The following is a 21,476-nucleotide window of genomic DNA, read 5'->3' as shown; positions in this document are numbered from 1 at the left end:
ACACACAATGAACGAATTTCTGAGGACCGGCCATTACATCGGCGGCGAATGGCACGAATCGCATGGCGCGAGCGATGCGACCTATCCGGTGCTGAACCCCGCGACCGGCGAGACGATCGCGAAAGTCGCGAAAGGCGGCGCCGACGACACACAGCGCGCCATCGACGCGGCCGCGCACGCGTTTCCCGCGTGGCGCGCACTGACCGCGAAGGCGCGCGGCGCGCGTGTGAAGCGCTGGGGCGAGCTGATGCTCGAACACCGCGACGCGCTCGCCGAACTGCTGACGCGCGAGCAAGGCAAGCCGCTCGCGGAAGCGCGCGGCGAAGTCGCGTACGCGGCGAGCTTTCTCGAATGGTTCGCGGAAGAAGCGAAGCGCATGTACGGCGACGTGATCCCTAGCCCGAAGCCGGATGCGCAGATCGTCGTCACGCGCGAGCCGGTCGGTGTCGTCGCCGCGATCACGCCGTGGAATTTCCCGCTCGCGATGATCACGCGCAAGGCCGGCCCCGCACTCGCGGCCGGCTGCACGATGGTGCTGAAGCCGTCCGAGGAAACGCCGCTGTCGGCGTTCGCGCTCGCGGTGCTCGCCGAGCGTGCGGGCGTGCCGGCCGGCGTGTTCAACGTGGTGTCGGGCGACGCGGTCGCGATCGGCGAGACGCTGACGAGTTCTTCCGTCGTGCGCAAGCTGTCGTTCACGGGCTCGACGCGCGTCGGCAAGCTGCTCGCGAAGCAGTCGGCCGACACGCTGAAGAAGCTGTCGCTCGAACTCGGCGGCAACGCGCCGTTCATCGTGTTCGACGATGCCGATCTCGATGCGGCGGTCACGGGCGCGATCGCGTCGAAGTTTCGCAACACGGGCCAGACCTGCGTGTGCGTGAACCGCTTTCTCGTGCAGGACGGCGTGTACGACGCGTTCACGCGCAAGCTGGCGGACGCCGTGCGCACGCTGCGCGTCGGCAATGCGCTCGTCGACGAAGTCGACCAGGGGCCGCTGATCAACGAGGCGGCGCTCGGCAAGGTCGAGCGGCACGTGGCCGATGCGACCGCGAAGGGCGCGCACGCGCTCACCGGCGGCAAGCGTCATGGGCTCGGCGGCACGTTCTACGAGCCGACCGTGCTGACCGGCATGACGGCCGACATGCTGATCGCCGAAGAGGAAACCTTCGGCCCCGTCGCCGGCTGCTTCCGCTTCACGACCGAGGAAGAGGCCGTCGCCGCGGCCAACGACACGCCATTCGGGCTGTCCGCGTACTTCTACACGCGCGACCTCGGCCGCGCGTGGCGCGTGTCGGGTGCGCTGGAGAGCGGCATGGTCGGCGTCAACGACGGGATCATCTCGACCGAGGTCGCACCGTTCGGCGGCGTCAAGCAATCGGGGCTCGGCCGAGAAGGCTCGAAGTACGGCCTCGACGAATACGTGGAACTCAAGTACACGCTGATGGCCGGCCTCGGCCGCTGACCGCTCCCCGCGGTCGACCCGCGCCGCGTGCCGCCCGGGCGCGCGGCCGCACCACGCCTTGCACGACGCTCGCGGCGGCGCGCCGCCTGCGCGCGCCATTGCGCGCCAGATAACAATCCAGGAGGCAGCTTGACCCAAGCCAACGTTCAATCCGGCACCGCGCGCGCGTTGCCGCTGTCGCGCGGCGCCGATGCGCCGCACCGCCCCGTCGCGCTCGACGACGTGCCGCTCAACCGTTTCCACGTGAAGATCGCCGGCCTCACGTTCGGCGCGCATTTCACCGAAGGCTACACGCTCGGTACGATCGGCTACGCGCTGGCCGCGCTCGGCAGGCAGATGCCGATCGACGCGTTCTGGATGGGGATGATCGGCAGCTCGGCGCTGATCGGCATCTTCTTCGGCAGCCTCGTGTTCGGCTGGCTGTCGGACCGGATGGGCCGGCAGAAGATCTTCCTGACGAGCTTCGTGATCATCACGGCGGCCGCGTTCGCGCAGTGCTTCGTCACGTCGCCGCTCGAACTGTGCGCGCTGCGCGTGCTGATCGGCTTCGGGATGGGCGGCGACTTCACCGTCGGCCATGCGATCCTCGCCGAATTCTCGCCGCGCAAGCATCGCGGCGCGCTGCTCGGCTCGTTCAGCGTGATCTGGACGATCGGCTATGTCGCCGCGAACGTGCTCGGCCTCGCGTACGGCGACGCCGCGCCCGACGCATGGCGCTGGCTGCTCGCGTCAGCTGCGCTGCCTGCGCTGATCGTGCTGGTGCTGCGGATCGGCACGCCCGAATCGCCGCGCTGGCTGCTCGGCAAGGGCCGCGTGCAGGAAGCGCGCGCGATCGTCGCGAAGCATTTCGGGCCGCACGTGATGCTCGACGGTTCGGCCGAACCGCATGCGAATGCCGGTTTCGCGCGACTGTTCCAGCGTGACCTGGTCCGCCGCACGCTCTTCAACTGCGCGTTTTTCGTGTGCCTCGTGATTCCGTATTTCGCGATCTACACGTTCCTGCCGACGATCCTGAAGACGATCGGCCTCGCCGAAGGATTCGGTGCGGACCTGCTGCTGAACGCGTTTCTCGTGCTGGGCGCGCTGATCGGCATCTGGCTGACGATCCGGCTGTCGCGACGCGGCTTCCTGATCGGCTCGTTCGCGGTGACGTGCGCGTCGCTCGTCGCGCTCGCGGTGCTGCCGTCGTCGGCGGCCCTCGCGATGATCGTCGCGTTCGCAATCTTCACGCTGACGATGTCGGCGTTCAGCAACCTCGTCGGCGTGTTCCCGCCCGAGTGCTTCCCGACCGAAGTGCGCGCGAGCGGCGTGGGCCTCGCGATCGCGTGCAGCCGGCTCGGATCGGCGATCGGCACGTTCCTGCTGCCGGCCGGCATCGCGACGCTCGGCTTTCACGCGACGATGTTCGCGCTCGCGGGCGTGTTGCTGGCGGGGATGATCGTGTCGATCGCGTGGGCGCCGGAGACGAAGCATCTAACGCTGGAGGAGGCGTCGGGGCATTGACGATGGAGGCGGGTTGCGTGCCCGCCTGCTTCATCGCGCCTGAGGCTTTCGCATCGGCACGCCGCTGATGTGCCGCGGCGATGCCGAACGCGATGCGGTCGAACCGGGTCGTGGCCGGGTTCGTTCATTCCGGACACGATGAGATGCGCGCGTCCGCTCAGAACAGAATCGACGCGTAGTCCCGCGCGCCGTGCAGGACGTGAAGAATGTCGATCCGCGTCGGCGGATCGCCGACGACCCGGTAGAAGATCTGGTAGTTGCCGTACACTCGGTGCCGCACGCCGTCACGCTCGAGGCGCGGCACCAGCGGAAACGCCAGCGGCATCGCGGCCAGGCCCAGACACTTGTCGCGGATTTCCCGCACGAACGTCACGGCGCGTTGCGGGTTGTCGCGTGCGATGTCATCGGCGATTGCTTCGAGTTCGGCAATCGCAAAATCGGACAGGCGCACGGTCAGGCCTGACGATCCGCCTGATCCCGATACTTCGCCTCGAGACGATCGAAGACTTCCGCCGCCTCGGCGCTGCGCCCTGCTTCCGCATCGGCCACGCTGCGCGCGATCACCGCGTCCAGCGCATTCAGTTGCGCCTCGCGATCCTGGATCAGGCGCACGCCTTCGCGCAGCACTTCGCTCTTGGAACCGTAGCGCCCCGATTCGACCAGCTTCGCGACGTAAGCCTCCAGTTGCTGGCCCAGTTCCGCACTGATCATGTCGACCTCCCGACCGGATTGCATTCGATCTGCCAAGCGTATCCCGGCTATCAACTATTATCAAGAAGACGATCTCCAGACGGACCGGCGCGAATGCTTTCACGGCCGATCGGGTGGATGGACGGAACGGGGCGCGCTACGAACAGGCTGCGACGGCGCCGGTATTCATCCGGGTTTCGCCTTTACTCGTGTAGCCTTGCCGGATCCTCACCATGCGGATACCGATCACGATTGAAGACATCGTCACGCCACAACCTGGCCTGAAGGTCTACCCGCCGGACACCGACGTCTTTGCCGAGCCCCATGCCGCACTCGCGCGCCATCTGCATCCGCTCGTGTCGATCGACCTGTCGACGGTCAATCCGTCGTGGCAGGGCTGGATCCACCTGCTCAGCCCCGTCGAACCTTATGACGGGCTCGTCGGGCAGGACACGGCCGCGTACCACAACGACTATCTCCGCGCGAACTGGATCGGGTTCCGGCTCGACGAAAACAACCGCTACACGCTGCTCGGCGACCCGCGCTACTTCTATCTGGAAAACCCGCCCGGCACACATGACGCAGGCTATCGCGCGGAACTGAAGGCGCATTACGCCGAACAACAGGCCAGCATCGAAGCGACGCGCAAGCGGTTCGCCGAATACGGCGTGCTCTACTCGTCCAACCAGTACGCGCCGGACGAGCGCGATTTCAGCCAGGAAAAACCGTGCAACCTCATCGACCAGCTTGGCGGATCGGTGGGCTGGGGCAACTGGTCGGGCACCTCGGATTTTCCGGTCGACGACAGCGATCCGGACAACATCCGGCCGATCGGCCCCGACGGTGCGCGCTTTCGCTTCGTCGCCGGCGTAACCGGATGGGAATATCGCGCGATGGGGGCGGACTGGATTCTCCTGTTTTACGAGCCGGTGAGCCGTGTGGCGCTGTTGACGTTCGACTGGTCGTAAGGCGGGCGGAACGGCGGGCGTTCCGTCTCGCGATTGGCCGTTCGGCTGACTCGGCCCGCAGGATTCGCGGCGATATGCTGGGGTTTTCCGCTTTTCGACCGCCACCATGCCCGCTCAGCATGTCGACCTCAGCCATGTCCTGCCGTACGAGACGACGTACTTCGACGATCGGCTCACGATCGATCGAAACGACCTGGATATCTCCGCGTTGCTGGGTGTGGAGGGTCACGTTCCCGACGCGTTGCTGGTTTCGTTGTGCGGAGCGCCCACCGGATCGGCGATTCAAGCCTATCTCGACAGCAGAGGCTGGTTGACGCTCTCGGTCACGAACACCACCTGGATCCGATCCGAAAACCGTGTATCGGTGCGTCGAGAATCGGACACATCCCTACTCGAACTCAAGACGATCGATCTCGTCGACAACGCAATCGCGGGACTCGGCGCGGCGATGCTGTGGCGCATCGCCAGGGCATCTGATACGTTGGGCATCAGCCGAATCATTGCATTCGCAGCGGGGGGCCGGAAGGGCGCGCCCAAACCGGGCGGGCGCCGGCTACTCGGATACTACGCATGGCCACGGTTCGGTTTCGACGCGCCCATTCCCGACAAGTGCAGCGATGAAGCGGCGTTGTTCCAGTATTTCCAGGGGCACCCGGTCGGTCTTGCCGACGGATCGCTCCGGTCGCTGCGTGCGCTCTATGCCACACGATTCGGGCGAGATTTCTGGCGTGTGGCGGGATCACATCGCTGGATGTCATTCGACGTCGCACCGCACGGCACATCTGTGCGGGCGTTGCAAAGATATCTGATCGAAAAGGGGATTTACGAATGAACGCAAAGCACACGCCGATTGCCGGATTCCGGATCGCGCGCGCCACGGCAAAGCGGGGCCGGCAGGCGAACCGGCATCGCCTCGCTCTCGTCTCCGAAGCCAGGCAACTCCTCGATACGCTCGTCGCAAGCGAACTCCATCGAAGCCTGGCGCGCGTCATGCGCCAGTCCGCCGTCGAGCATGACACACGGCCGGCCGACGTGCCGGCATCCCCGCCGCGACGCGCCGTCTTCAACGTCGGGCGTATCGATCTCTCCAAGTGCCAGTTGCCGGTCGAATCGCTCGCCGAAATCGAAGCCAGCGGCCGCCGGGAGACACTCATGCACTTCGGACACGACCCCGACGCGTAGCCGGCAACGACGGGGAAAAGCCGTCTGGCTCGGCTCGACAACGACCGTACACGTCTCCCGTCGGTAACGATCTTTAACGGACACCAAAGTTGAAAGCACCGTGCGACGGGCGCGGACCGATCCGATTTCCCCCACCTTCCGATCAGTCGCGTCCCACGGTCGCCCCTACCCCTTCCGCCCCGCCTGCTCCCGCAACCACGCGGCGAACGCGACTACTGGCTCGACCGCGATACTCTCCGGCTCGACATCGAGCCAATAACCGAACGGCCCGATCGGCTGCACCGGCGACAGCCGCACCAGGCTGCCCTCGCCGATCTCCTCCTCGATCATGTTCAGGTCGACCACCGCGAGCCCCGCACCCTTGCGCGCCGCGCGGATCGCCTGTTCGAGCGTGGAAAACTCGATGCCGTCGCCGATCCGCGCCACCGGCACGCCCGCTTGCTCGCACCAGTCGGCCCACAGCGTCAGACGCTTGCCTTCGTGCAGCACATGCAGCGACGGCAGCCGGCCGAGCAGCACGTCGAGCGCGTCACCGCGATAGCGCGGCGCGCCGACGAGCGCATGCCGCTCCATCATCAGAAGCTCCGACTGCATCCCGGCGCGCGCCGCGCGCCCGAAGCGGATGTGGCAATGGCAGTCGTCGGCCGGCTCGGTGCGGATCGACAGCTCGACGTCGGGCAGCGTCTCCGCGAGCGTGCCGAGCCGCGGCGAAAACCACTGCGTCGCGAACGTCGGCGGCAGCGACACCGTCAGCCGCCGCTTCGCACCCGGCCGCGTGGCGGCGATTTCGTCGACGCCGCGCTCGATCGTGTCGAACGCCTGCCCGATGAACGGCAGCAACCGCTGGCCGGCATCGGTCAGGCGCACGCCCTTGTGATCGCGCTCGAACAGCCGCGTGCCCAGCGCTTCCTCGAGCAGCCGGATCTGCCGGCTCACCGCCCCCTGCGTCACGCACAGCGAAACCGCCGCACGGTTGAAGCTCAGGTGACGCGCGGTCTCCTCGAAAAATCGCAGCGCGATCAACGATGGCAGGCGTCGCATGATGTGTGTCCCTTTCGTTCGAATCGTTCGTATCGTTCGTATCGTTCGTATCGTTCGTATCGTTCGTGCCGTTCGTGCCGTTGCCGGCCGGCGCCGCCGTCCATCCAGCGCGCAGCCTTGTCGCAACGCCGCGCCAACCGCCGCGCCATAAAGCTGCCCGGAGGCCCGCGCCCTCCGTCGCATCCATTCATCGTCCCCGCGCCCGCGCCGCCCGCCTACAATAAGCATCCCGCACCAAACACGACACCGCCCCGTGAGACGCAAGATGCCGGCGCTGAATGCGCTGAAAGCCTTCGAGATGGCCGGCCGCACCGGCAGCTTCACACGCGCGGCCGAACTGCTCAACGTGACGCAGAGCGCGGTGAGCCGCCAGGTTCGCCAGCTCGAGGGCCAGCTCGGTGAAACCCTGCTCGAGCGCCGCCATCACCAGCTCGAACTGACGGCGGCCGGCCGCGTGCTGCTGCGCGCGCTGCAGCAATCGTTCGACAAGATCGAGCTGACCGTACGCAGCCTGCAGGAAAAAACCCACCTGAACCGCCTGCGCGCGAACGTGCCGCCCACCTTCGCCGCGCGCTGGCTGATGCCGCGGCTCGGCCGGCTGCGCGACGCGCATCCCGAATTCGAGCTGAGCCTCACGACCCGCATACACGACAGTCTCGGCGAATCGCGCGTGCTCGACTGCGCGATCCGGTTCGGCGACGGCGAATGGGACGGCTTCGACAACGCACTGCTGATGCAGGAGCAGCATATCGCCGTCTGCGCGCCCGCGCTGTATGCGCGGCTGCGACAGGACGGCGCGCCGATCGACCTGAACCGCTTCACGCTGCTGCACGTGCTCGCCACCGACGACCAGCGCTACCTGACCTGGCAGCACTGGCTGAAGGCGGCCGGCATCGCCGACGTCGACACGCGCGGCGGCTACGAATTCGACCTGCTAGACCACGCGATCCGCGCGGCGATCGACGGCCTCGGGATCACGATCGCCGATCGCCACATGGTCGCGCGCGAACTGGCGACCGGGCAACTGATGCAGGTGCTCAACGTGCACGTCGACGGCCACCAGTCGTACTGGTTCGTCACGCGGCCCGAGCAGACGAACCTGCCGCACATCGTCCAGTTCCGCGACTGGCTGCAGCAGGAAGTGTGGCTCGCGAAGCGCCATCTCGAACCGTCGTCGCCGCTTCCGCAAGTGCCGCTGGCCTAGCGCACGATCCGTCCCCCCAGGCATAGCCGACCGCCCCGTCCGCGCCGAAGCCCCAAGCGCGGCCGACACCTTACCGCCTCCCGCCCCCGCGCGCCTTCGGACCAGTCGGCAACCGCGGCCCTGCCACCGCCCGTCCCGCTCCCGGCCCGCGCCACGACAGCCACGCCGGACACGCGATTCCGGCCGATCGGCCGAGTAACGTGCGTTTTTCTCATGCTCGACGCGAAAATAAGTCGTTTGTCGTGCGCTAAACGCATGAAGAGAATGACCTCTGTCCCGTACCGCGCGTGTCGCCACCCGAAGCGATCCGCCCGCATTCATCGGAGGAGTCACTTCATGCGCACCGAACGCAACTACGTGAACGGCCGTTTCGTCGCCCCGGAAAGCGACGCGTTCATCGTCGTCCACAATCCCGCCACCGAAGCGCCGTTCGCGCGCGTGCCGGCCGCGACGCCGGCCGACGCACTCGCCGCCGTCGACGCCGCGGCCGCCGCGCAGAAGACGTGGCGCAAGCTGCCGAGCGCCGAACGCGCTGCGTACCTGCACCGTTTCGCCGACGCGCTGACCGCACGTGCGCCCGAGATCGGCGCGGCGCTCGCGCAGGAATCCGGCAAGAGCGTCGAGGACGCGTCGAACGAAGCCGTCTACGCGGGCCAGATCACGCGCTACCACGCGGAGTGGGCACGCCGGATCGAAGGCGAGATCATCCCGAGCGACACGCCCGACGAGAACCTGTTCCTGCAGCGCGAGCCGATCGGCGTCGTCGCGTGCCTGATCCCGTTCAACTATCCCGTCTACACGCTGCTGCGCAAGGTCGCGCCCGCGCTGATCGCCGGCAATACCGTGGTCGTGCGGCCGAGCAACCACACGCCGGTCTCCGCGTTCGAGATCGCGAAGGCGGCCGACGATGCGGGCTTCCCGCCGGGCGTCGTCAACATCCTGACGATGGACCACGCGACGGCCGAAGCGCTGTGCACGCACCCGGCAGTCGGGATGATCACGCTAACCGGCAGCGTGAACGCGGGCCGCAAGGTGCTCGACTACTGCAAGGCGAACATCGCGAAGCCGTCGCTCGAACTCGGCGGCAAGACGCCCGCGATCATCGAGCCGGACGCCGATCTCGAACGCGCGGCCGCTGCGCTCGTCGCGTCGAAGACGACCCATTGCGGCCAGCTCTGCACGGCGATCGAGCGCGTGTACGTGCACGACAGCGTGCACGACCGTTTCGTCGCGCTGCTGAAGGAGAAGATGGCGGCCGTGCGCATCGGCAACCGTGAGGAAGACGCCGCGCGGATGGGCCCGCTCGTGAGCGCATCGGCGCGCGCACACATCCACGGAATGGTCGAACGCGCGATCGCGGCAGGCGCGACGCTCGAAACCGGCGGCGCGATCCCCGACGGCCCCGGCTTCTTCTACCCGGCCACGCTGCTCACCGGCGTGCGGCAGGACATGGAGATCGTGCAGGAGGAAACCTTCGGCCCGATCATGCCCGTGCTGCGCTACACGACGATCGACGAAGCGATCGCGCAGGCGAACGACCACCAGTTCGGCCTGTCGTCGGTGCTCTACACCGAGCATTACCGCACCGCGATGACCGTCGCCAACGCGATCGAAGCCGGCGAGCTGTACGTGAACCGCACGCCGGCCGATCCGTACCAGGGCTTCCACGCCGGCTGGAAGCGCTCGGGCCTCGGCGGCGACGACGGCAAGCACGGGATGCTCGAATTCACGCAGACGCGCCTCGTCGTCATGAAGTACTGACACCGGCGCGCGCCCCACGACACCACGCCGCGCGCGCCGCCCCTGACCCGACCAGAACATAAAAAAACCTGCAGGCGTCCGCTTCAAGGACGCCTGATGGAGGAAGACATCATGCCGACCCAACCGTCGACGCCCGCGGCGTCGCTCGCGTTGCACGACGACGCTCACGCGTCGCAGCATTCCCGTGCGCAACGCTACCTGCAACTGCTGCTGCTCGTGATTGCCGCGGGCGCGATCTACCCGATGCTGTATCTGCGGCAGGTGTACCAGCCGACGATGCTGCAGTTCTTCCATATCGACGACGTGCAGCTCGGCTACCTGTATTCGTCGCTCGGCACGATCTTCCTCGTCAGCTACCTGCCGAGCGGCTGGCTTGCCGACCGCCTGTCGCCGCGCTGGCTGATCTGCTTCTCGCTGCTCGCGACGGGTGCGCTCGGGCTCGTCTACGCGACCGGGCCGTCGTTCGACACGCTCGTGCTGATCTTCGGCTGCTGGGGGCTGTCCACCGGCCTCACGTTCTGGGCCGCCGTGATCAAGCGCGTGAACATGATCGCGGGCCCCGACGAACAGGGCCGCTTCTTCGGCCTGCTCGACGGCGGCCGCGGGCTCATCGAGGCGCTGCTCGCGACGATCGCGATCACCCTGTTCGCCTACGTGACGCAGGCGCGCGGCGGTACCGATGCGGCCGGCTTCAGGCTCGTCGTGCATCTGTACGCGTTCTTCTGCATCGCGCTCGGCGTGCTGCTCGCTTTGGTGAAGGATCCGGCGAGCACGGGCGAACGCAAGGCCGTGACGGAACGCCGAAAAGGCAACGTGCTGACCGACCTGAAGACGCTCGCGGCGATCCCCGAGCTGTGGCTCGTCGCCGCGATCGTGTTCTGCGGCTACCAGGTGTTCTGGGCGACCTACAGCTTCTCGGCCTACCTGCACGAAGGCAATTTCGGGCTCAGCGCGACGGCGGCCGGCTTCATCACGACGCTCAAGCTGTGGATGCGCCCCGTCGGCGGTATCGGCGGCGGCTTCCTCGGCGACCGCGTCTCGAAGGTGTCGGTGCTGTTCTGGGCACTGGTGCTCGCCGCGCTGTCGCTCGTCGGGCTGATCGCAGCGCCCGCGCACAGCCCGCAGGCGATGCTCGTCGTGCTCGTGCTGTTCATCGGCATCCTCACCTACGCGATCCGTGGCCTGTACTGGTCGCTGCTCGACGACTGCAAGGTGCCGACGCATTGCGCGGGCCTCGCGATCGGCCTGATCTCGGTGCTCGGCTATTCGCCCGACGTGTTCGTGCCGCTGATCAACGGCTACGTGACGCAGACCTACCCGGGCGCGCATGGCTACCAGCTCTATTTCGGCTATATCGCGGCCATCGCGCTCTGCGGCGCGGGCGCCGCCGCGTTCCTCAAATACCGCCTCAACCGAATTCACCGCATCCAGGAGTCCGCATGAAGATCGTTTCGCTCGAAACCCATATCGTCGCCGTGCCGCCGCCGCATATCGGCGGGATGTACTGGATCTTCGTGAAACTGAAAACCGACGACGGCATCGAAGGTGTCGGCGAGATCTATTCGGCGACGTTCGGCCCGAAGGCAATGGCCCCGATCATCGACGACGTGTTCGAACGCCACCTGCTGGACCGCGACCCGCACCACGTCGAACGGTTGTTCCGCCAGGCCTATTCGAGCGGCTTCACGCAGCGGCCGGATCTCACGATGATGGGCGTCGTCAGCGGCCTTGAGATGGCGTGCTGGGACATCATCGGCAAGGCCGCCGGCAAGCCCGTGTACGAACTGCTCGGCGGGAAGATCCACGAGCGGCTGCGCGCGTACACGTACCTGTACCCGAAGAACGCGAACGGCGAATACGACTACGACGATCCCGACCTCGCGGCGGAATGCGCGGCCGAGAACGTGAAGCTCGGCTTCACGGCCGTCAAGTTCGACCCGGCCGGCCCGTACACGGCCTACTCCGGCCACCAGCTGTCGCTGGAAGTGCTCGACCGCTGCGAGTTGTTCTGCCGCCGCGTGCGCGAGGCGGTCGGCAGCAAGGCTGACCTGCTGTTCGGCACGCACGGGCAGATGGTGCCGTCGTCGGCGATCCGGCTCGCGAAGCGGCTCGAGAAGTACGACCCGCTGTGGTTCGAGGAGCCGGTTCCCCCCGGCCAGGAAGACGCGATCGCACAAGTCGCGAAGCACACGTCGATTCCGATCGCGACCGGCGAGCGCCTGACCACCAAGTACGAATTCCACAAGCTGCTGCAGGCGGGCGGCGCATCGATCCTGCAGTTGAACGTCGCACGCGTGGGCGGCCTGCTCGAAGCGAAGAAGATCGCGACGCTCGCCGAAGTGCACTACGCGCAGATCGCACCGCACCTGTACAACGGGCCGGTGGGCGCGGCCGCGAGCATCCAGCTCGCGACCTGCACGCCGAACTTCCTGATCCAGGAAAGCATCATGACGTGGGGCGGTTTCCACGCCGAAGTCGTGAAGACGCCGATCCGCTGGGAAGACGGCTACATCATCCCGTCGAACGAGCCGGGCCTCGGTATCGAACTCGACATGGACGTCGTGAGGCGACACACGCCCTACACCGGCGAACGGCTGCACCTGCAGATGGGTGAACACCCCGTCGACGTGAAGGATCTCGCCCCCGCGAAGGGCTGAGCGCAAAGGACAGACATGAGCTACGACTACATCATCGTCGGCGCGGGTTCGGCCGGCTGCATCCTCGCGAACCGCCTGAGCGAATCGGGACGGCACTCGGTGCTGCTGCTCGAAGCGGGCGAACGCGACGCGTCGTTCTGGTTCAAGGTGCCGGTCGGCTTCACGAAGACCTACTACAACCGCCGCTACAACTGGATGTACTACAGCGAGCCCGAGGCGCAGCTCGCCGATCGCAAGCTGTACTGCCCGCGCGGCAAGGTGGTCGGCGGGTCGGGCTCGATCAACGCGATGGTCTACGTGCGCGGCCAGCGCAGCGACTACGACGACTGGGCGAACGCCGGCAATCCGGGCTGGGCGTACGACGACGTGCTGCCGTACTTCCGCAAGCTCGAAACCCACGCGGCCGGTGCGACCGATCCGCAGCATCACGGTGCGACGGGGCCGATCCACATCACGTCGATGAAGGCCGACGTGCATCCGATCGTCCACGCGTTCCTGAAGGGTTGCGCGCAACTGAACCTGCCGCGCACCGACGACTTCAACGGCGCGCAGTTCGAAGGCGCGGGCATCTACGACCTGAACACGAAGAACGGCGAACGCTGCTCCAGCAGCTTCGCGTACCTGCGTCCCGCGCTGGGCCGTTCGAATCTCACGCTGCGCTCGGGCGTGCTCGTGCGGCGCGTGACGTTCGACGGCACGCGCGCGACCGGTGTGGTCGTCGCGGGCGAGCAAGGCGACGAAACGCTCGTCGCAGCACGCGAGGTGATCCTCGCGGCCGGCGCGGTCGATACGCCGAAGCTGCTGCAACTGTCGGGCGTCGGCGATCCGGCGCTGCTCGCGCGCCGGCGCGTGCCGCTCGTGCATGCGCTGCCGGCCGTCGGCCGCAACCTGCAGGACCACCTGTGCGTGAGCTTCTATTTCAAGGCGAACCGGCCGACGCTAAACGACGAGATGGGCACCCTGCTCGGCAAGATGAAGATCGGGCTGCGCTACCTGCTGACGAAGCGTGGCCCGCTCGCGATGAGCGTGAACCAGGCAGGCGGCTTCTTCCGCGGCACGGCCGATGCGCAGGAGCCGAACCTCCAGCTCTACTTCAACCCGCTGTCGTACCGGATTCCGAAGAGCGACCGCGCGAGCATCAAGCCCGAGCCTTACTCGGGCTTCCTGATCGCGTTCAACCCGTGCCGGCCGACGAGCCGCGGCATGATCGAGATCGCGTCCAACCGCGCGGAAGATGCCGCGAAGATCCACGTCAACGCGCTCACCACGCAGAAGGATCTCGACGAGGCCGTGCAGGGCAGCAAGGTGATTCGTGCACTGATGCGCGCACCGGCGCTGAAGTCGATGACCGTCGAGGAAATCTCGCCGGGGCCGCAGGTCGATTCCGACGACGCGATGCTGCAGTATTTCCGCGAGCAGTCGGGTTCGATCTACCACCTGTGCGGCTCGTGCGCGATGGGACCGGACGCGGCGACCTCGGTGGTCGATGCGTCGCTGCGCGTGCATGGGTTGCAGGCGCTGCGGATCGTCGATGCGTCGGTGTTTCCGAACATCACGTCGGGCAACATCAACGCGCCGACGATGATGGTCGCGGAGAAAGGCGCGGATCTGATTCTGGCGGATGCGAGGCACGGCGAAGCGTCTGCCGTGCGGGTAAGCGAACGGGAAACGGTCCCGCATTGAGGCGGCTGCGTTCTCGCCGATGCGGGCCGGCGCGCACGATGCGCTTGCATGCCGGCCCGCCGATCGGCGTCACGACGCAACGCAACGCAACGTCAACGCCACGACTACGCCCAATACGACAAGACGATCAACGGATCGCCGCCGTCCTTCGTCGCGCGCCAATTGATGAACGCGCTGCACGCGACGAGTGCGGCGAATATCTCCGGATTGCGATCCTTCAACGCTTCCGCGTCGTCGATCCGCAGCGACACGATGCCGTGCTCGTAGCAATAGTCGCTCATGCAATCGTTCCATGCGTCCATGTTCCGGCCGTAGTAACCCGGAAATCCGAATTCGCTCGCGAAGTAGTCGTGAAACTTCTTCCAGTCGCAAAGCGTTGTTCCGTCCACACTGAATCGATTCATCGAGCCCCCTCACTCCCTTGAGAATCGTTGCGACCATTCGGCGTACGACACGAAAGGCCCGTTCACCCGCAGCGGAATCGGATGCGCCTGCCGCACGGATCTCGTCGATCTCCAATGCATCGACGCGCGCCGCGCCTCATCCGTCGATGCACCCTCAATCCCCTGCCCCGCTCCGCCCCTCCACCTCGTCGAACACCCGCACGATGTGGTCGATCATCGCGCTCATCCGCGCGGTATGCCGCAAATCCTTGTGCGTCACCATCCAGACTTCGTAAGGACGCGCCGACGTACGTGCCGGCCACACGCGCACCAGCGCGTCGCGCTCCGCGATCGGCACCGGGAGTTCGGCGAGCCCGAGCCCGGCGCGCGCCGCCGCGCGCAACATCAGATTCGAATTCAGCCCCGACACGATCCGCCCCGCGCGCACCGGCTCGCCGACCACCGTGAGCGGGCTGCGCGCATTCAGGTGCGGCAGGAAGCACACGAGGTCATGCCCTTCGAAGCCGGTGCCGGGCACCGGCTCGCCATGCCGCTCCAGGTATTCCTCCGACGCGTACAACCCCGTCGGCCACGCGGCCAGCCGGCGCGTGAGCAGATCGGGATTGTCGGGCTTGATCGTGCGGATCGCGATGTCCGCCTCGCGCTTGGCCAGGTTCTCCACCTGCGTCGACGTGTTGAGCAGCACGCGCACGTCCGGATGCTCGTCGTGCAGGTCGCGCATCGCGCGCATCACGAATTCGAGCCCGATCGTATCGGTCGTCGTCACGCGCACGTCGCCCGCCAGGCGCCGGTCGACGCCCTGGGTCTGCCGCACCAGGTCGATCGCCGACTGCTCCATCTTCTCCACGTTGCGCAGCGCGACCTCGCCCACCGCGGTCGGCACATACCCGGCCGACGTGCGCAGGAACAGCGTCGCGCCGAGCGCGCGCTCGAGTGCCGCGAGCCGCCTGCCGACCGTCGCCTGGTCGAGCCCGACCGCCCGCGCGGCGCCGCGCAGGCTGCGTTCCCGGTGGATGGCGAGAAAGATCCGTGCGTCGTCCCAGTTCAAGCGGCTTCTCCGGTGTGATGCGAATTTGCATCGGTGGTTGTGAAAATCGCTGCGCGAATTCATCAATGCCCAAGCCTATACTTTTTTCACCGACCACTCACCTGTCTTTTGGAGGCAAACATGTCCGATACGCTTTCCCCCGTTCCCGCCGACATGGCGGCAGTCGAAATCACCCGGCCCGGCGGCCCCGACGTCCTCGCGACCGCACGTCGCCCGGTGCCGCGCCCGAAGGCCGACGAAGTGCTGATCCGGGTTCACGCCGCCGGCGTAAACGGCCCGGACGTGCTGCAACGCAAGGGGCTCTACAACCCGCCGCCCGGCGCATCCGACATCCTGGGCCTGGAAATCGCGGGCGAAGTCGTCGCGACCGGCGAAGCCGTGCACGGCTTCGCGCCGGGTGACCGGGTCAGCGCGCTGGTGACGGGCGGCGGCTATGCGGAATACGCGGTCGCCCATCACCTCACGACGATGAAGCTGCCGCCCGGCCTCGACATGATCGAAGCCGCGGCGATGCCGGAAACGTTCCTGACGGTCTGGCTGAACCTGATCCAGCGCGGGCGGCTGCAGGCGGGCGAATCGGTGCTGATTCACGGCGGCGCGTCGGGCATCGGCACCACCGCGACGATGATCGCGAAGGCGATGGGCGCATCGACCGTCATCACGACGGTCGGCTCGGACGCGCATCGCGCCGCGAGCCTGCGGCTCGGCGCGGATCACGCGGTGCACTACCGGGAAGAAGATTTCGTCGCCGAAGTCGACAGGATCACCGCCGGCAAAGGCGTGGACGTGATCCTCGACATCATCGCGGGCGACTACGTCGCGCGCAATTACCGGGCGGCGGCGATGAACGGGCGGATTCTGCAGGTCAGCGCGCTCAACGGGCCGGCGAAGGAACTCGACGTGTGGCCGATGATGACCAAGCGCCTCACGCACATCGGTTCGACGCTGCGCTCGCGCACGCCGGAGGAGAAGGGCGCGCTCATCGCCGAACTCGAACGGCACCTGTGGCCGCACGTCGCGGCGGGCACGGTCAGGCCGCAAGTGTTCCGCACCTTCCCGCTCGACGACGCACGCGGCGCGCACGTGCTGATCGACTCCGGCGTGCACGTCGGCAAGATCGTACTGACGACGTCCGCGCACCGCGCGCAGTGAGCGCGGTACGCGGCCTGGGCGGCGTGACGCGCGTCAGTTCACGCTCGTGCGCTTCTCGACGAACCGACGCACGTAATCGTCCGCCGGGCGCGACAGGATGTCGTCCGGCGTGCCGACCTGCACAAGCGTGCCGTCACGCAGGATCGCGATCCGGTCGCCGATGCGCAACGCTTCGTCGAGATCGTGCGTGATGAACACGATCGTCTTCGACAGCGTCGCCTGCAGTTCGAGCAGTTGATCCTGCATCTCGGTGCGGATCAGCGGATCGAGCGCGGAGAACGCCTCGTCCATCAGCAGCACGTCGGTATCGGCCGCCAGCGCGCGCGCCAGCCCGACACGCTGCCGCATCCCGCCCGACAGCTCGTCCGGGTAATGATCGCCGTAACCGTCGAGCCCGACCTTCGTCAGCCAGTTGCGCGCGGCATCAAGCGCGTCGTGCCGTTTCTCGCCGCGCGTGCGCAACGCATACGCGGCGTTGTCGAGCACGGTCTGGTGCGGCAGCAGCCCGAAGTTCTGGAACACCATGCTGACCTTGAAACGGCGCAGCTCGCGCAGCCCGTGCGCGTCGAGCTTGATCACGTCGCTGCCGTCGATCACGATCTCGCCGGCCGTCGGCTCGATCAGCCGGTTGAAGTGCCGCACGAGCGTCGATTTCCCGGAACCCGACAGCCCCATGATCACGAAGATCTCGCCCGACTCGATGCCGAGGCTCACGTCGTTGAGCCCGACGTTGCAGCCCGTTTCGGCCAGCACGTCGGCCTTGCGCTTGCCCGAGCGCAGCAGGTCGAGCACGCGCGCATGCGCGGCCTGCGGCCCGAACAGCTTGTACACGTGTTTGACGTCGATGGTCGTCATGTCTGCCTCCGTTCCTATGCGCGCGACGATTGCGTCGCCTGATTCGAATCGACGCCCGCCGACTGCGCCTTGCGCGGCTGCCGGTACGGCACGCGCGATGCGCCCTTCTGCCGGCGCTGCTGCGCGAGCCTGCGGCGCGCGCGCCGCTCCTGTCCGAAGCCCTGGCTGATCCGGTCGATCACGATCGCGAGGATCACGATCGCGAGGCCGGCCTGCGTGCCCTTGCCGACATCGAGCGTCTGGATGCCCGCGAGCACGTCCTCGCCGAGCCCGCGCGAGCCGATCATCGACGCGATCACGACCATCGACAGCGCCATCATCGTCGTCTGGTTGATGCCGGCCATGATGCTCGGCCGCGCAAGCGGCAACTGCACGTTGACGAGCAATTGCCAGCGCGTCGTGCCGAACGCACGCGCGGCTTCCGTCACGTCCGGATCGACCTGGCGGATGCCGAGATCGGTCAGGCGGATCAGCGGCGGCAGCGCGTAGATGATCGTCGCGAGAATCGCGGGCACCTTGCCGAGACCGAACAGCATCAGCACCGGGATCAGGTACACGAAGCTCGGCAGCGTCTGCATCACGTCGAGCACGGGCAGCAGCATCCGGCGCAGCCACGCGCTGCGCGACGCGAGGATGCCGACCGGCACGCCGATCGCGACCGACAGCACCGTCGCGACGAGCATCAGCGCGAGCGTCTGCATCAGCTTGTCCCACAGGCCGAAGCAGCCGATCGCGTAGAGCAGCAGCATGAAGAGCGCGCCGAGGCCGATACGGCGCGTCGCGTTCCACGCGATGGCGCCGACGACCAGCAGCACGAGCCACGGCGGCGCCACGCGCAGCGCGCCTTCGAGCGGCACGAGCAGGTAGCGCAACACGAGCACGCTGAAGTGATGGAAGCTGTCGCCGTATTGCGCGACGAACGTCTCGAGCGCGCTGTTCACCCAGTCGGCGATCGACAGGTGCAGAAAGAAGCCGTTCATGTTGATTCTCCGTCGCGCCGCGAAGGCGCGTGACGGCGGCGGCGAGCCCGAGCCCGAGCCCGCCGCCGCGCGCAGGTTACGCGCCCTTCAGGCTGCCGGCGATCTTCTGCGCGACGTCGGCCGGCACCCACTGCTTCCACATGTCCTGGCGGGTCTTCAGGAACTGCGTGGCCATCGCCGCGCCATCGATCTTCTTCGTCGTCATCTCGAGGATCGTCTGGTTCAGGAAGTCCATCGGGAAACGCACCTTGCCGAATACGCCGACGAGATCGGGGTTCGCATCGGCGAACGGCTTCGACACGCCGACCGTCAGCCGCGACACCATGTACGACGACGCGCACTGGTGCGTGCTGCTCTCGTCGCGCAACGTCTTCCAGCATGCTTCGTTATAGGCCGGCATCTTCAGCGCGGTGAACTTGTATTTCGCCATCAGCGCGGCCGGGCCCCAGTAATAGAACACGATCGGCGCGCCGCGCTGGTACGCGGACGCGATCGCCGCGTCGAGGGCCGCGCCGGTGCCCGGATGGAAGTTCGTGTACGACTGATCGAGCTTCAGCACCTTCAGCAGGCGCGTGTTCACGCGCTCGCAGTCCCAGCCCGTCGGGCAGTTCAGGAAACGGCCCTTGTCCGGTTCCTCCTCGTCGGCGAACACCTGCTTGAACTTCGGCAGATCGTCGACCGACACGAGCCCGGGCGCGACCGGCTTGATGTTGCGCGCCGGATCGCCCTTCAACACGTAGTCGGGCACGAACCAGCCTTCGGTCGTGCCGCCCGGCAGCGTGTCGCCAATCAGCTTCACTGCGCCCGACGAGACGGCCTTCGCGGTGATCTCGCTGCGGCCCGTCCACTGCTCGGCCCAGATCTGCAGGTCGTTGCGCGCGAGCGCCGTTTCGGTCGCGGCCGTGCTGCCCGGCACGACGTCGGTCTTGCAGCCGTAGCCCTTCTCCATGATCTGCCGCAGCACTTCGGTCGCAAACGACCCGCTCTCCCACGTGATGCCTGCGAAATGGACCGTCTTGCCGTCGGCGCACGCGCCGCCGGCCGCGTGCGCCGCGGGCGCGGAAAGAATCGCCGCGGCGGCGAGAAGGACCGTTTTCAGTCGTCGAATCTGCATGGTGGGTCGTCTCCAAATCGAATCTGTTGTTTGTGCGTCGCGGCATGCGCGGCGACCGGCGAATCGTGCATCCCGCCACGTCCGGTCAGCCTGCATGTTTCCGTCGCCAATTTGTTTAGGGAAACGAGTAATTCCGATCAGTGCAATCGGCTGCGCCAATCGATCGCCGGGCGCCCTGCCAGGCAGGCTGGACGGGCTTCGGCCGGGATTCCGGGAGGCGCAAGCCCCTGCCCGGACCGCGTCGTGGCGCTGGCCCGGCCAGCCTTGAACCACCGCGCCGCGCACACCGTTTCGACTGTCGAAACGAGCTGTCGCGCCCCCATTGGCGAACCCGATCCCATCCATCGAAATTACTCGCTTTCGATTCCTTTTCGGCTTCGGAAGAATGCGCGGTGTCATCGGAGGAGACACGACCCGTCACAGCCGGTCGCCGCGGCGCCGCGCATTGCGCGTTTCCGGCGCCGCGCGCGCTGCGCCGGAAACGCCCCGGATGACGGGGCGCGCCTCGCCGGACGCGCTCACGACAACCGATACAAGAAGCTGGATATCCCGGAGATCTCTCAATGAAAAAGACCCTGACGGCGCTCGCCGTAACGGCAACCTTCGCAGCCCCCGTGTTCGCGCAAAGCAGCGTCACGCTGTACGGCGTGATCGACGAAGGCCTGAACTACACGAACAACGTCGGCACCGGCCACGTCTACGAGATGGCGAGCGGCTACGCGCAAGGCAGCCGCTGGGGCCTGAAAGGCAGCGAGGATCTCGGCGGCGGCATGAAGGCGATCTTCCAGCTCGAGAACGGCTTCGACGTGAACACCGGCCGGCTCAACCAGGGCGGCCGCATGTTCGGCCGCCAGGCGTACGTCGGCCTGAGCCAGACGCAGTACGGCACGCTGACGTTCGGCCGCCAGTACGATTCCGTGGTCGACTATCTCGCGCCGACCACGGCCAACGGCAACTGGGGCGGCTACCTGCTTGCGCACCCGTTCGACAACGACAACACCGACAACTCGTTCCGCCTCGACAACACGGTGAAGTACGCGAGCCCGAACTTCGGCGGCTTCCAGTTCGGCGGCGCGTACAGCTTCAGCAACAGCACGAACTTCTCGGACAACCGCGCGTACAGCTTCGGCGCGCAATACCAGAACAACGGCCTGCTGATCGGCGCCGCGTACCTGCAGGCGAACCATCCGGGCGACGGTTCGGCCGGCGCGATCACCGCGAACGACGCGAGCTACATCGCCGAGCGCATGCGCGTGTTCGGCGCGGGCATCAACTACACGTTCGGGCCCGCGACGGTCGGTTTCGCGTACACGAACTCGAACTACAAGAACCCGACCGGCAACGGCTACCTCGGCACGCCGGGCGCGATCATCGCACCGGGCGCGACGGTCAGCGCGATCAAGTACCAGAACTTCGAGGTGAACGGTTCGTACCAGATCACGCCGGCGTTCATGGTCGGCGCACAGTACGTGCTGTCGCTCGAGAAATACGACGCATCGACCGGCGACGCGAAGCCGAAGATCCACTCGGTCGGGCTGATGGCCGACTACAACCTGTCGAAGCGCACCGACGTGTACGTGCAGGCCGCGTACCAGCACATCGCCGGCGACAAGACGAACTCGATCCTCGACAACGCGTTCATCCCCGGCACCGACGCGCCGTCGTCGACGTCGAACCAGGTGGCCGTGCGGCTCGCGCTGCGCCACAAGTTCTGACGCAACCCGGCGCTCCGTTCTTCACGCGACACCCGCGCCGATCGGCTCGAGGTGTCTTCG

At 66.9% G+C, this 21,476-nt stretch carries 20 protein-coding genes; 12 read left to right on the top strand and 8 right to left on the bottom strand.

From position 1 onward, the window contains the following. Positions 1 to 7: 7 nt before the first annotated feature. Together OHZ10_RS20375 and OHZ10_RS20370 are read left to right on the top strand one after the other, a co-directional pair. Positions 8 to 1,459 carry an NAD-dependent succinate-semialdehyde dehydrogenase gene (locus OHZ10_RS20375; protein ID WP_059240836.1) on the top strand — a complete coding sequence of 484 codons (1,452 nt, stop codon included), beginning with the start codon at positions 8 to 10 and terminating at the stop codon, positions 1,457 to 1,459. Positions 1,460 to 1,627: 168 nt separating this feature from the next. After that, a complete protein-coding gene (locus tag OHZ10_RS20370; RefSeq protein ID WP_226196186.1) occupies positions 1,628 to 2,962 on the top strand; it encodes an MFS transporter in 1,335 nt (444 codons plus the stop codon). A gap of 157 nt (positions 2,963 to 3,119) precedes the next feature. Here OHZ10_RS20370 and OHZ10_RS20365 read toward each other — a convergent pair whose 3' ends face one another. Next, positions 3,120 to 3,413 (bottom strand): type II toxin-antitoxin system RelE/ParE family toxin, encoded by a 294-nt coding sequence (locus OHZ10_RS20365; RefSeq protein WP_081051958.1) that lies wholly within the window; start codon positions 3,411 to 3,413, stop codon positions 3,120 to 3,122. Between the two features lie 2 nt (positions 3,414 to 3,415). Next, positions 3,416 to 3,673 carry a type II toxin-antitoxin system ParD family antitoxin gene (locus OHZ10_RS20360; protein WP_059237817.1) on the bottom strand — a complete coding sequence of 86 codons (258 nt, stop codon included), beginning with the start codon at positions 3,671 to 3,673 and terminating at the stop codon, positions 3,416 to 3,418. Between the two features lie 212 nt (positions 3,674 to 3,885). Here OHZ10_RS20360 and OHZ10_RS20355 point away from each other — a divergent pair, with 212 nt between their 5' ends. The 3 genes from OHZ10_RS20355 to OHZ10_RS20345 all read left to right on the top strand — a co-directional run bounded on the left by OHZ10_RS20355 (position 3,886) and on the right by OHZ10_RS20345 (position 5,802). Beyond that, positions 3,886 to 4,620: a hypothetical protein gene (locus tag OHZ10_RS20355; protein WP_059237818.1), complete on the top strand. Its 735-nt coding sequence runs from the start codon at positions 3,886 to 3,888 to the stop codon at positions 4,618 to 4,620. Between the two features lie 106 nt (positions 4,621 to 4,726). After that, entirely contained in the window at positions 4,727 to 5,452 is a 726-nt protein-coding gene (locus OHZ10_RS20350; protein WP_059237819.1) for a hypothetical protein, read from the top strand. Then, positions 5,449 to 5,802 (top strand): hypothetical protein, encoded by a 354-nt coding sequence (locus OHZ10_RS20345; RefSeq protein WP_059237820.1) that lies wholly within the window; start codon positions 5,449 to 5,451, stop codon positions 5,800 to 5,802. Before OHZ10_RS20350 ends, OHZ10_RS20345 begins: the two co-directional genes overlap by 4 nt. A 165-nt stretch (positions 5,803 to 5,967) precedes the next feature. On the opposite strand, the gene OHZ10_RS20340 is transcribed toward OHZ10_RS20345, so the two are convergent. Next, the gene (locus OHZ10_RS20340; protein WP_342705652.1) at positions 5,968 to 6,843 is read right to left on the bottom strand and encodes a LysR family transcriptional regulator; all 876 of its coding nucleotides are present in this window, start codon (positions 6,841 to 6,843) and stop codon (positions 5,968 to 5,970) included. A 265-nt stretch (positions 6,844 to 7,108) separates the two neighbouring features. On the opposite strand from OHZ10_RS20340, the gene OHZ10_RS20335 reads away from it, so the two are divergent. The 5 genes from OHZ10_RS20335 (at position 7,109) to OHZ10_RS20315 (ending at position 14,148) form a co-directional block, all read left to right on the top strand. After that, positions 7,109 to 8,047, top strand: a complete 939-nt coding sequence (locus OHZ10_RS20335) for a LysR substrate-binding domain-containing protein (RefSeq protein WP_011356424.1) — start codon at positions 7,109 to 7,111, stop codon at positions 8,045 to 8,047. 336 nt (positions 8,048 to 8,383) lie between these two features. Continuing rightward, a complete protein-coding gene (gene aldA / locus OHZ10_RS20330) occupies positions 8,384 to 9,808 on the top strand; it encodes an aldehyde dehydrogenase (RefSeq protein ID WP_174992661.1) in 1,425 nt (474 codons plus the stop codon). Positions 9,809 to 9,919: 111 nt separating this feature from the next. After that, complete coding sequence (locus OHZ10_RS20325; RefSeq protein ID WP_340625410.1) at positions 9,920 to 11,251, top strand: MFS transporter; 1,332 nt, start codon at positions 9,920 to 9,922, stop codon at positions 11,249 to 11,251. Then, positions 11,248 to 12,465 carry a mandelate racemase/muconate lactonizing enzyme family protein gene (locus OHZ10_RS20320; protein ID WP_059237823.1) on the top strand — a complete coding sequence of 406 codons (1,218 nt, stop codon included), beginning with the start codon at positions 11,248 to 11,250 and terminating at the stop codon, positions 12,463 to 12,465. Before OHZ10_RS20325 ends, OHZ10_RS20320 begins: the two co-directional genes overlap by 4 nt. A 15-nt stretch (positions 12,466 to 12,480) precedes the next feature. Further along, positions 12,481 to 14,148, top strand: a complete 1,668-nt coding sequence (locus OHZ10_RS20315) for a GMC family oxidoreductase (protein ID WP_059237824.1) — start codon at positions 12,481 to 12,483, stop codon at positions 14,146 to 14,148. A gap of 104 nt (positions 14,149 to 14,252) precedes the next feature. Here OHZ10_RS20315 and OHZ10_RS20310 read toward each other — a convergent pair whose 3' ends face one another. Beyond that, positions 14,253 to 14,552, bottom strand: a complete 300-nt coding sequence (locus OHZ10_RS20310) for a barstar family protein (RefSeq protein ID WP_059237825.1) — start codon at positions 14,550 to 14,552, stop codon at positions 14,253 to 14,255. 154 nt (positions 14,553 to 14,706) lie between these two features. After that, positions 14,707 to 15,600 (bottom strand): LysR family transcriptional regulator, encoded by an 894-nt coding sequence (locus OHZ10_RS20305; RefSeq protein WP_256086872.1) that lies wholly within the window; start codon positions 15,598 to 15,600, stop codon positions 14,707 to 14,709. Between the two features lie 120 nt (positions 15,601 to 15,720). On the opposite strand from OHZ10_RS20305, the gene OHZ10_RS20300 reads away from it, so the two are divergent. Further along, on the top strand, positions 15,721 to 16,752 hold the full coding sequence (locus OHZ10_RS20300; protein WP_059237827.1) for an NAD(P)H-quinone oxidoreductase: 1,032 nt from the start codon (positions 15,721 to 15,723) through the stop codon (positions 16,750 to 16,752). A gap of 33 nt (positions 16,753 to 16,785) precedes the next feature. Here OHZ10_RS20300 and OHZ10_RS20295 read toward each other — a convergent pair whose 3' ends face one another. The 3 genes from OHZ10_RS20295 to OHZ10_RS20285 form a co-directional block, all read right to left on the bottom strand. Continuing rightward, positions 16,786 to 17,607 carry a quaternary amine ABC transporter ATP-binding protein gene (locus tag OHZ10_RS20295; RefSeq protein ID WP_059237828.1) on the bottom strand — a complete coding sequence of 274 codons (822 nt, stop codon included), beginning with the start codon at positions 17,605 to 17,607 and terminating at the stop codon, positions 16,786 to 16,788. A gap of 14 nt (positions 17,608 to 17,621) precedes the next feature. Next, positions 17,622 to 18,587, bottom strand: a complete 966-nt coding sequence (locus tag OHZ10_RS20290; protein ID WP_342705651.1) for a proline/glycine betaine ABC transporter permease — start codon at positions 18,585 to 18,587, stop codon at positions 17,622 to 17,624. Between the two features lie 76 nt (positions 18,588 to 18,663). After that, the gene (locus tag OHZ10_RS20285; protein ID WP_059237830.1) at positions 18,664 to 19,701 is read right to left on the bottom strand and encodes an ABC transporter substrate-binding protein; all 1,038 of its coding nucleotides are present in this window, start codon (positions 19,699 to 19,701) and stop codon (positions 18,664 to 18,666) included. Between the two features lie 563 nt (positions 19,702 to 20,264). On the opposite strand from OHZ10_RS20285, the gene OHZ10_RS20280 reads away from it, so the two are divergent. Continuing rightward, on the top strand, positions 20,265 to 21,416 hold the full coding sequence (locus tag OHZ10_RS20280; protein WP_011356436.1) for a porin: 1,152 nt from the start codon (positions 20,265 to 20,267) through the stop codon (positions 21,414 to 21,416). Positions 21,417 to 21,476 lie beyond the last annotated feature (60 nt).

It is taken from the genome of Burkholderia arboris, assembly GCF_038723655.1.
In the GTDB taxonomy this organism is placed as follows: Bacteria; Pseudomonadota; Gammaproteobacteria; order Burkholderiales; family Burkholderiaceae; genus Burkholderia; species Burkholderia arboris.
Note: the sequence above shows the minus strand (reverse complement) of the source record. Positions and strands in the feature narration are given on the sequence as shown.

Coding starts and splice junctions, on each gene's coding strand:
- OHZ10_RS20375 (WP_059240836.1), top strand. CDS start 8: ATGAACGAATTTCTGAGGACCGGCCATTACATCGGCGGCGAATGGCAC.
- OHZ10_RS20360 (WP_059237817.1), bottom strand. CDS start 3,673: ATGATCAGTGCGGAACTGGGCCAGCAACTGGAGGCTTACGTCGCGAAG.
- OHZ10_RS20355 (WP_059237818.1), top strand. CDS start 3,886: ATGCGGATACCGATCACGATTGAAGACATCGTCACGCCACAACCTGGC.
- OHZ10_RS20350 (WP_059237819.1), top strand. CDS start 4,727: ATGCCCGCTCAGCATGTCGACCTCAGCCATGTCCTGCCGTACGAGACG.
- OHZ10_RS20345 (WP_059237820.1), top strand. CDS start 5,449: ATGAACGCAAAGCACACGCCGATTGCCGGATTCCGGATCGCGCGCGCC.
- OHZ10_RS20340 (WP_342705652.1), bottom strand. CDS start 6,843: ATGCGACGCCTGCCATCGTTGATCGCGCTGCGATTTTTCGAGGAGACC.
- OHZ10_RS20335 (WP_011356424.1), top strand. CDS start 7,109: ATGCCGGCGCTGAATGCGCTGAAAGCCTTCGAGATGGCCGGCCGCACC.
- aldA (WP_174992661.1), top strand. CDS start 8,384: ATGCGCACCGAACGCAACTACGTGAACGGCCGTTTCGTCGCCCCGGAA.
- OHZ10_RS20325 (WP_340625410.1), top strand. CDS start 9,920: ATGCCGACCCAACCGTCGACGCCCGCGGCGTCGCTCGCGTTGCACGAC.
- OHZ10_RS20320 (WP_059237823.1), top strand. CDS start 11,248: ATGAAGATCGTTTCGCTCGAAACCCATATCGTCGCCGTGCCGCCGCCG.
- OHZ10_RS20315 (WP_059237824.1), top strand. CDS start 12,481: ATGAGCTACGACTACATCATCGTCGGCGCGGGTTCGGCCGGCTGCATC.
- OHZ10_RS20310 (WP_059237825.1), bottom strand. CDS start 14,552: ATGAATCGATTCAGTGTGGACGGAACAACGCTTTGCGACTGGAAGAAG.
- OHZ10_RS20300 (WP_059237827.1), top strand. CDS start 15,721: ATGTCCGATACGCTTTCCCCCGTTCCCGCCGACATGGCGGCAGTCGAA.
- OHZ10_RS20295 (WP_059237828.1), bottom strand. CDS start 17,607: ATGACGACCATCGACGTCAAACACGTGTACAAGCTGTTCGGGCCGCAG.
- OHZ10_RS20290 (WP_342705651.1), bottom strand. CDS start 18,587: ATGAACGGCTTCTTTCTGCACCTGTCGATCGCCGACTGGGTGAACAGC.
- OHZ10_RS20285 (WP_059237830.1), bottom strand. CDS start 19,701: ATGCAGATTCGACGACTGAAAACGGTCCTTCTCGCCGCCGCGGCGATT.
- OHZ10_RS20280 (WP_011356436.1), top strand. CDS start 20,265: ATGAAAAAGACCCTGACGGCGCTCGCCGTAACGGCAACCTTCGCAGCC.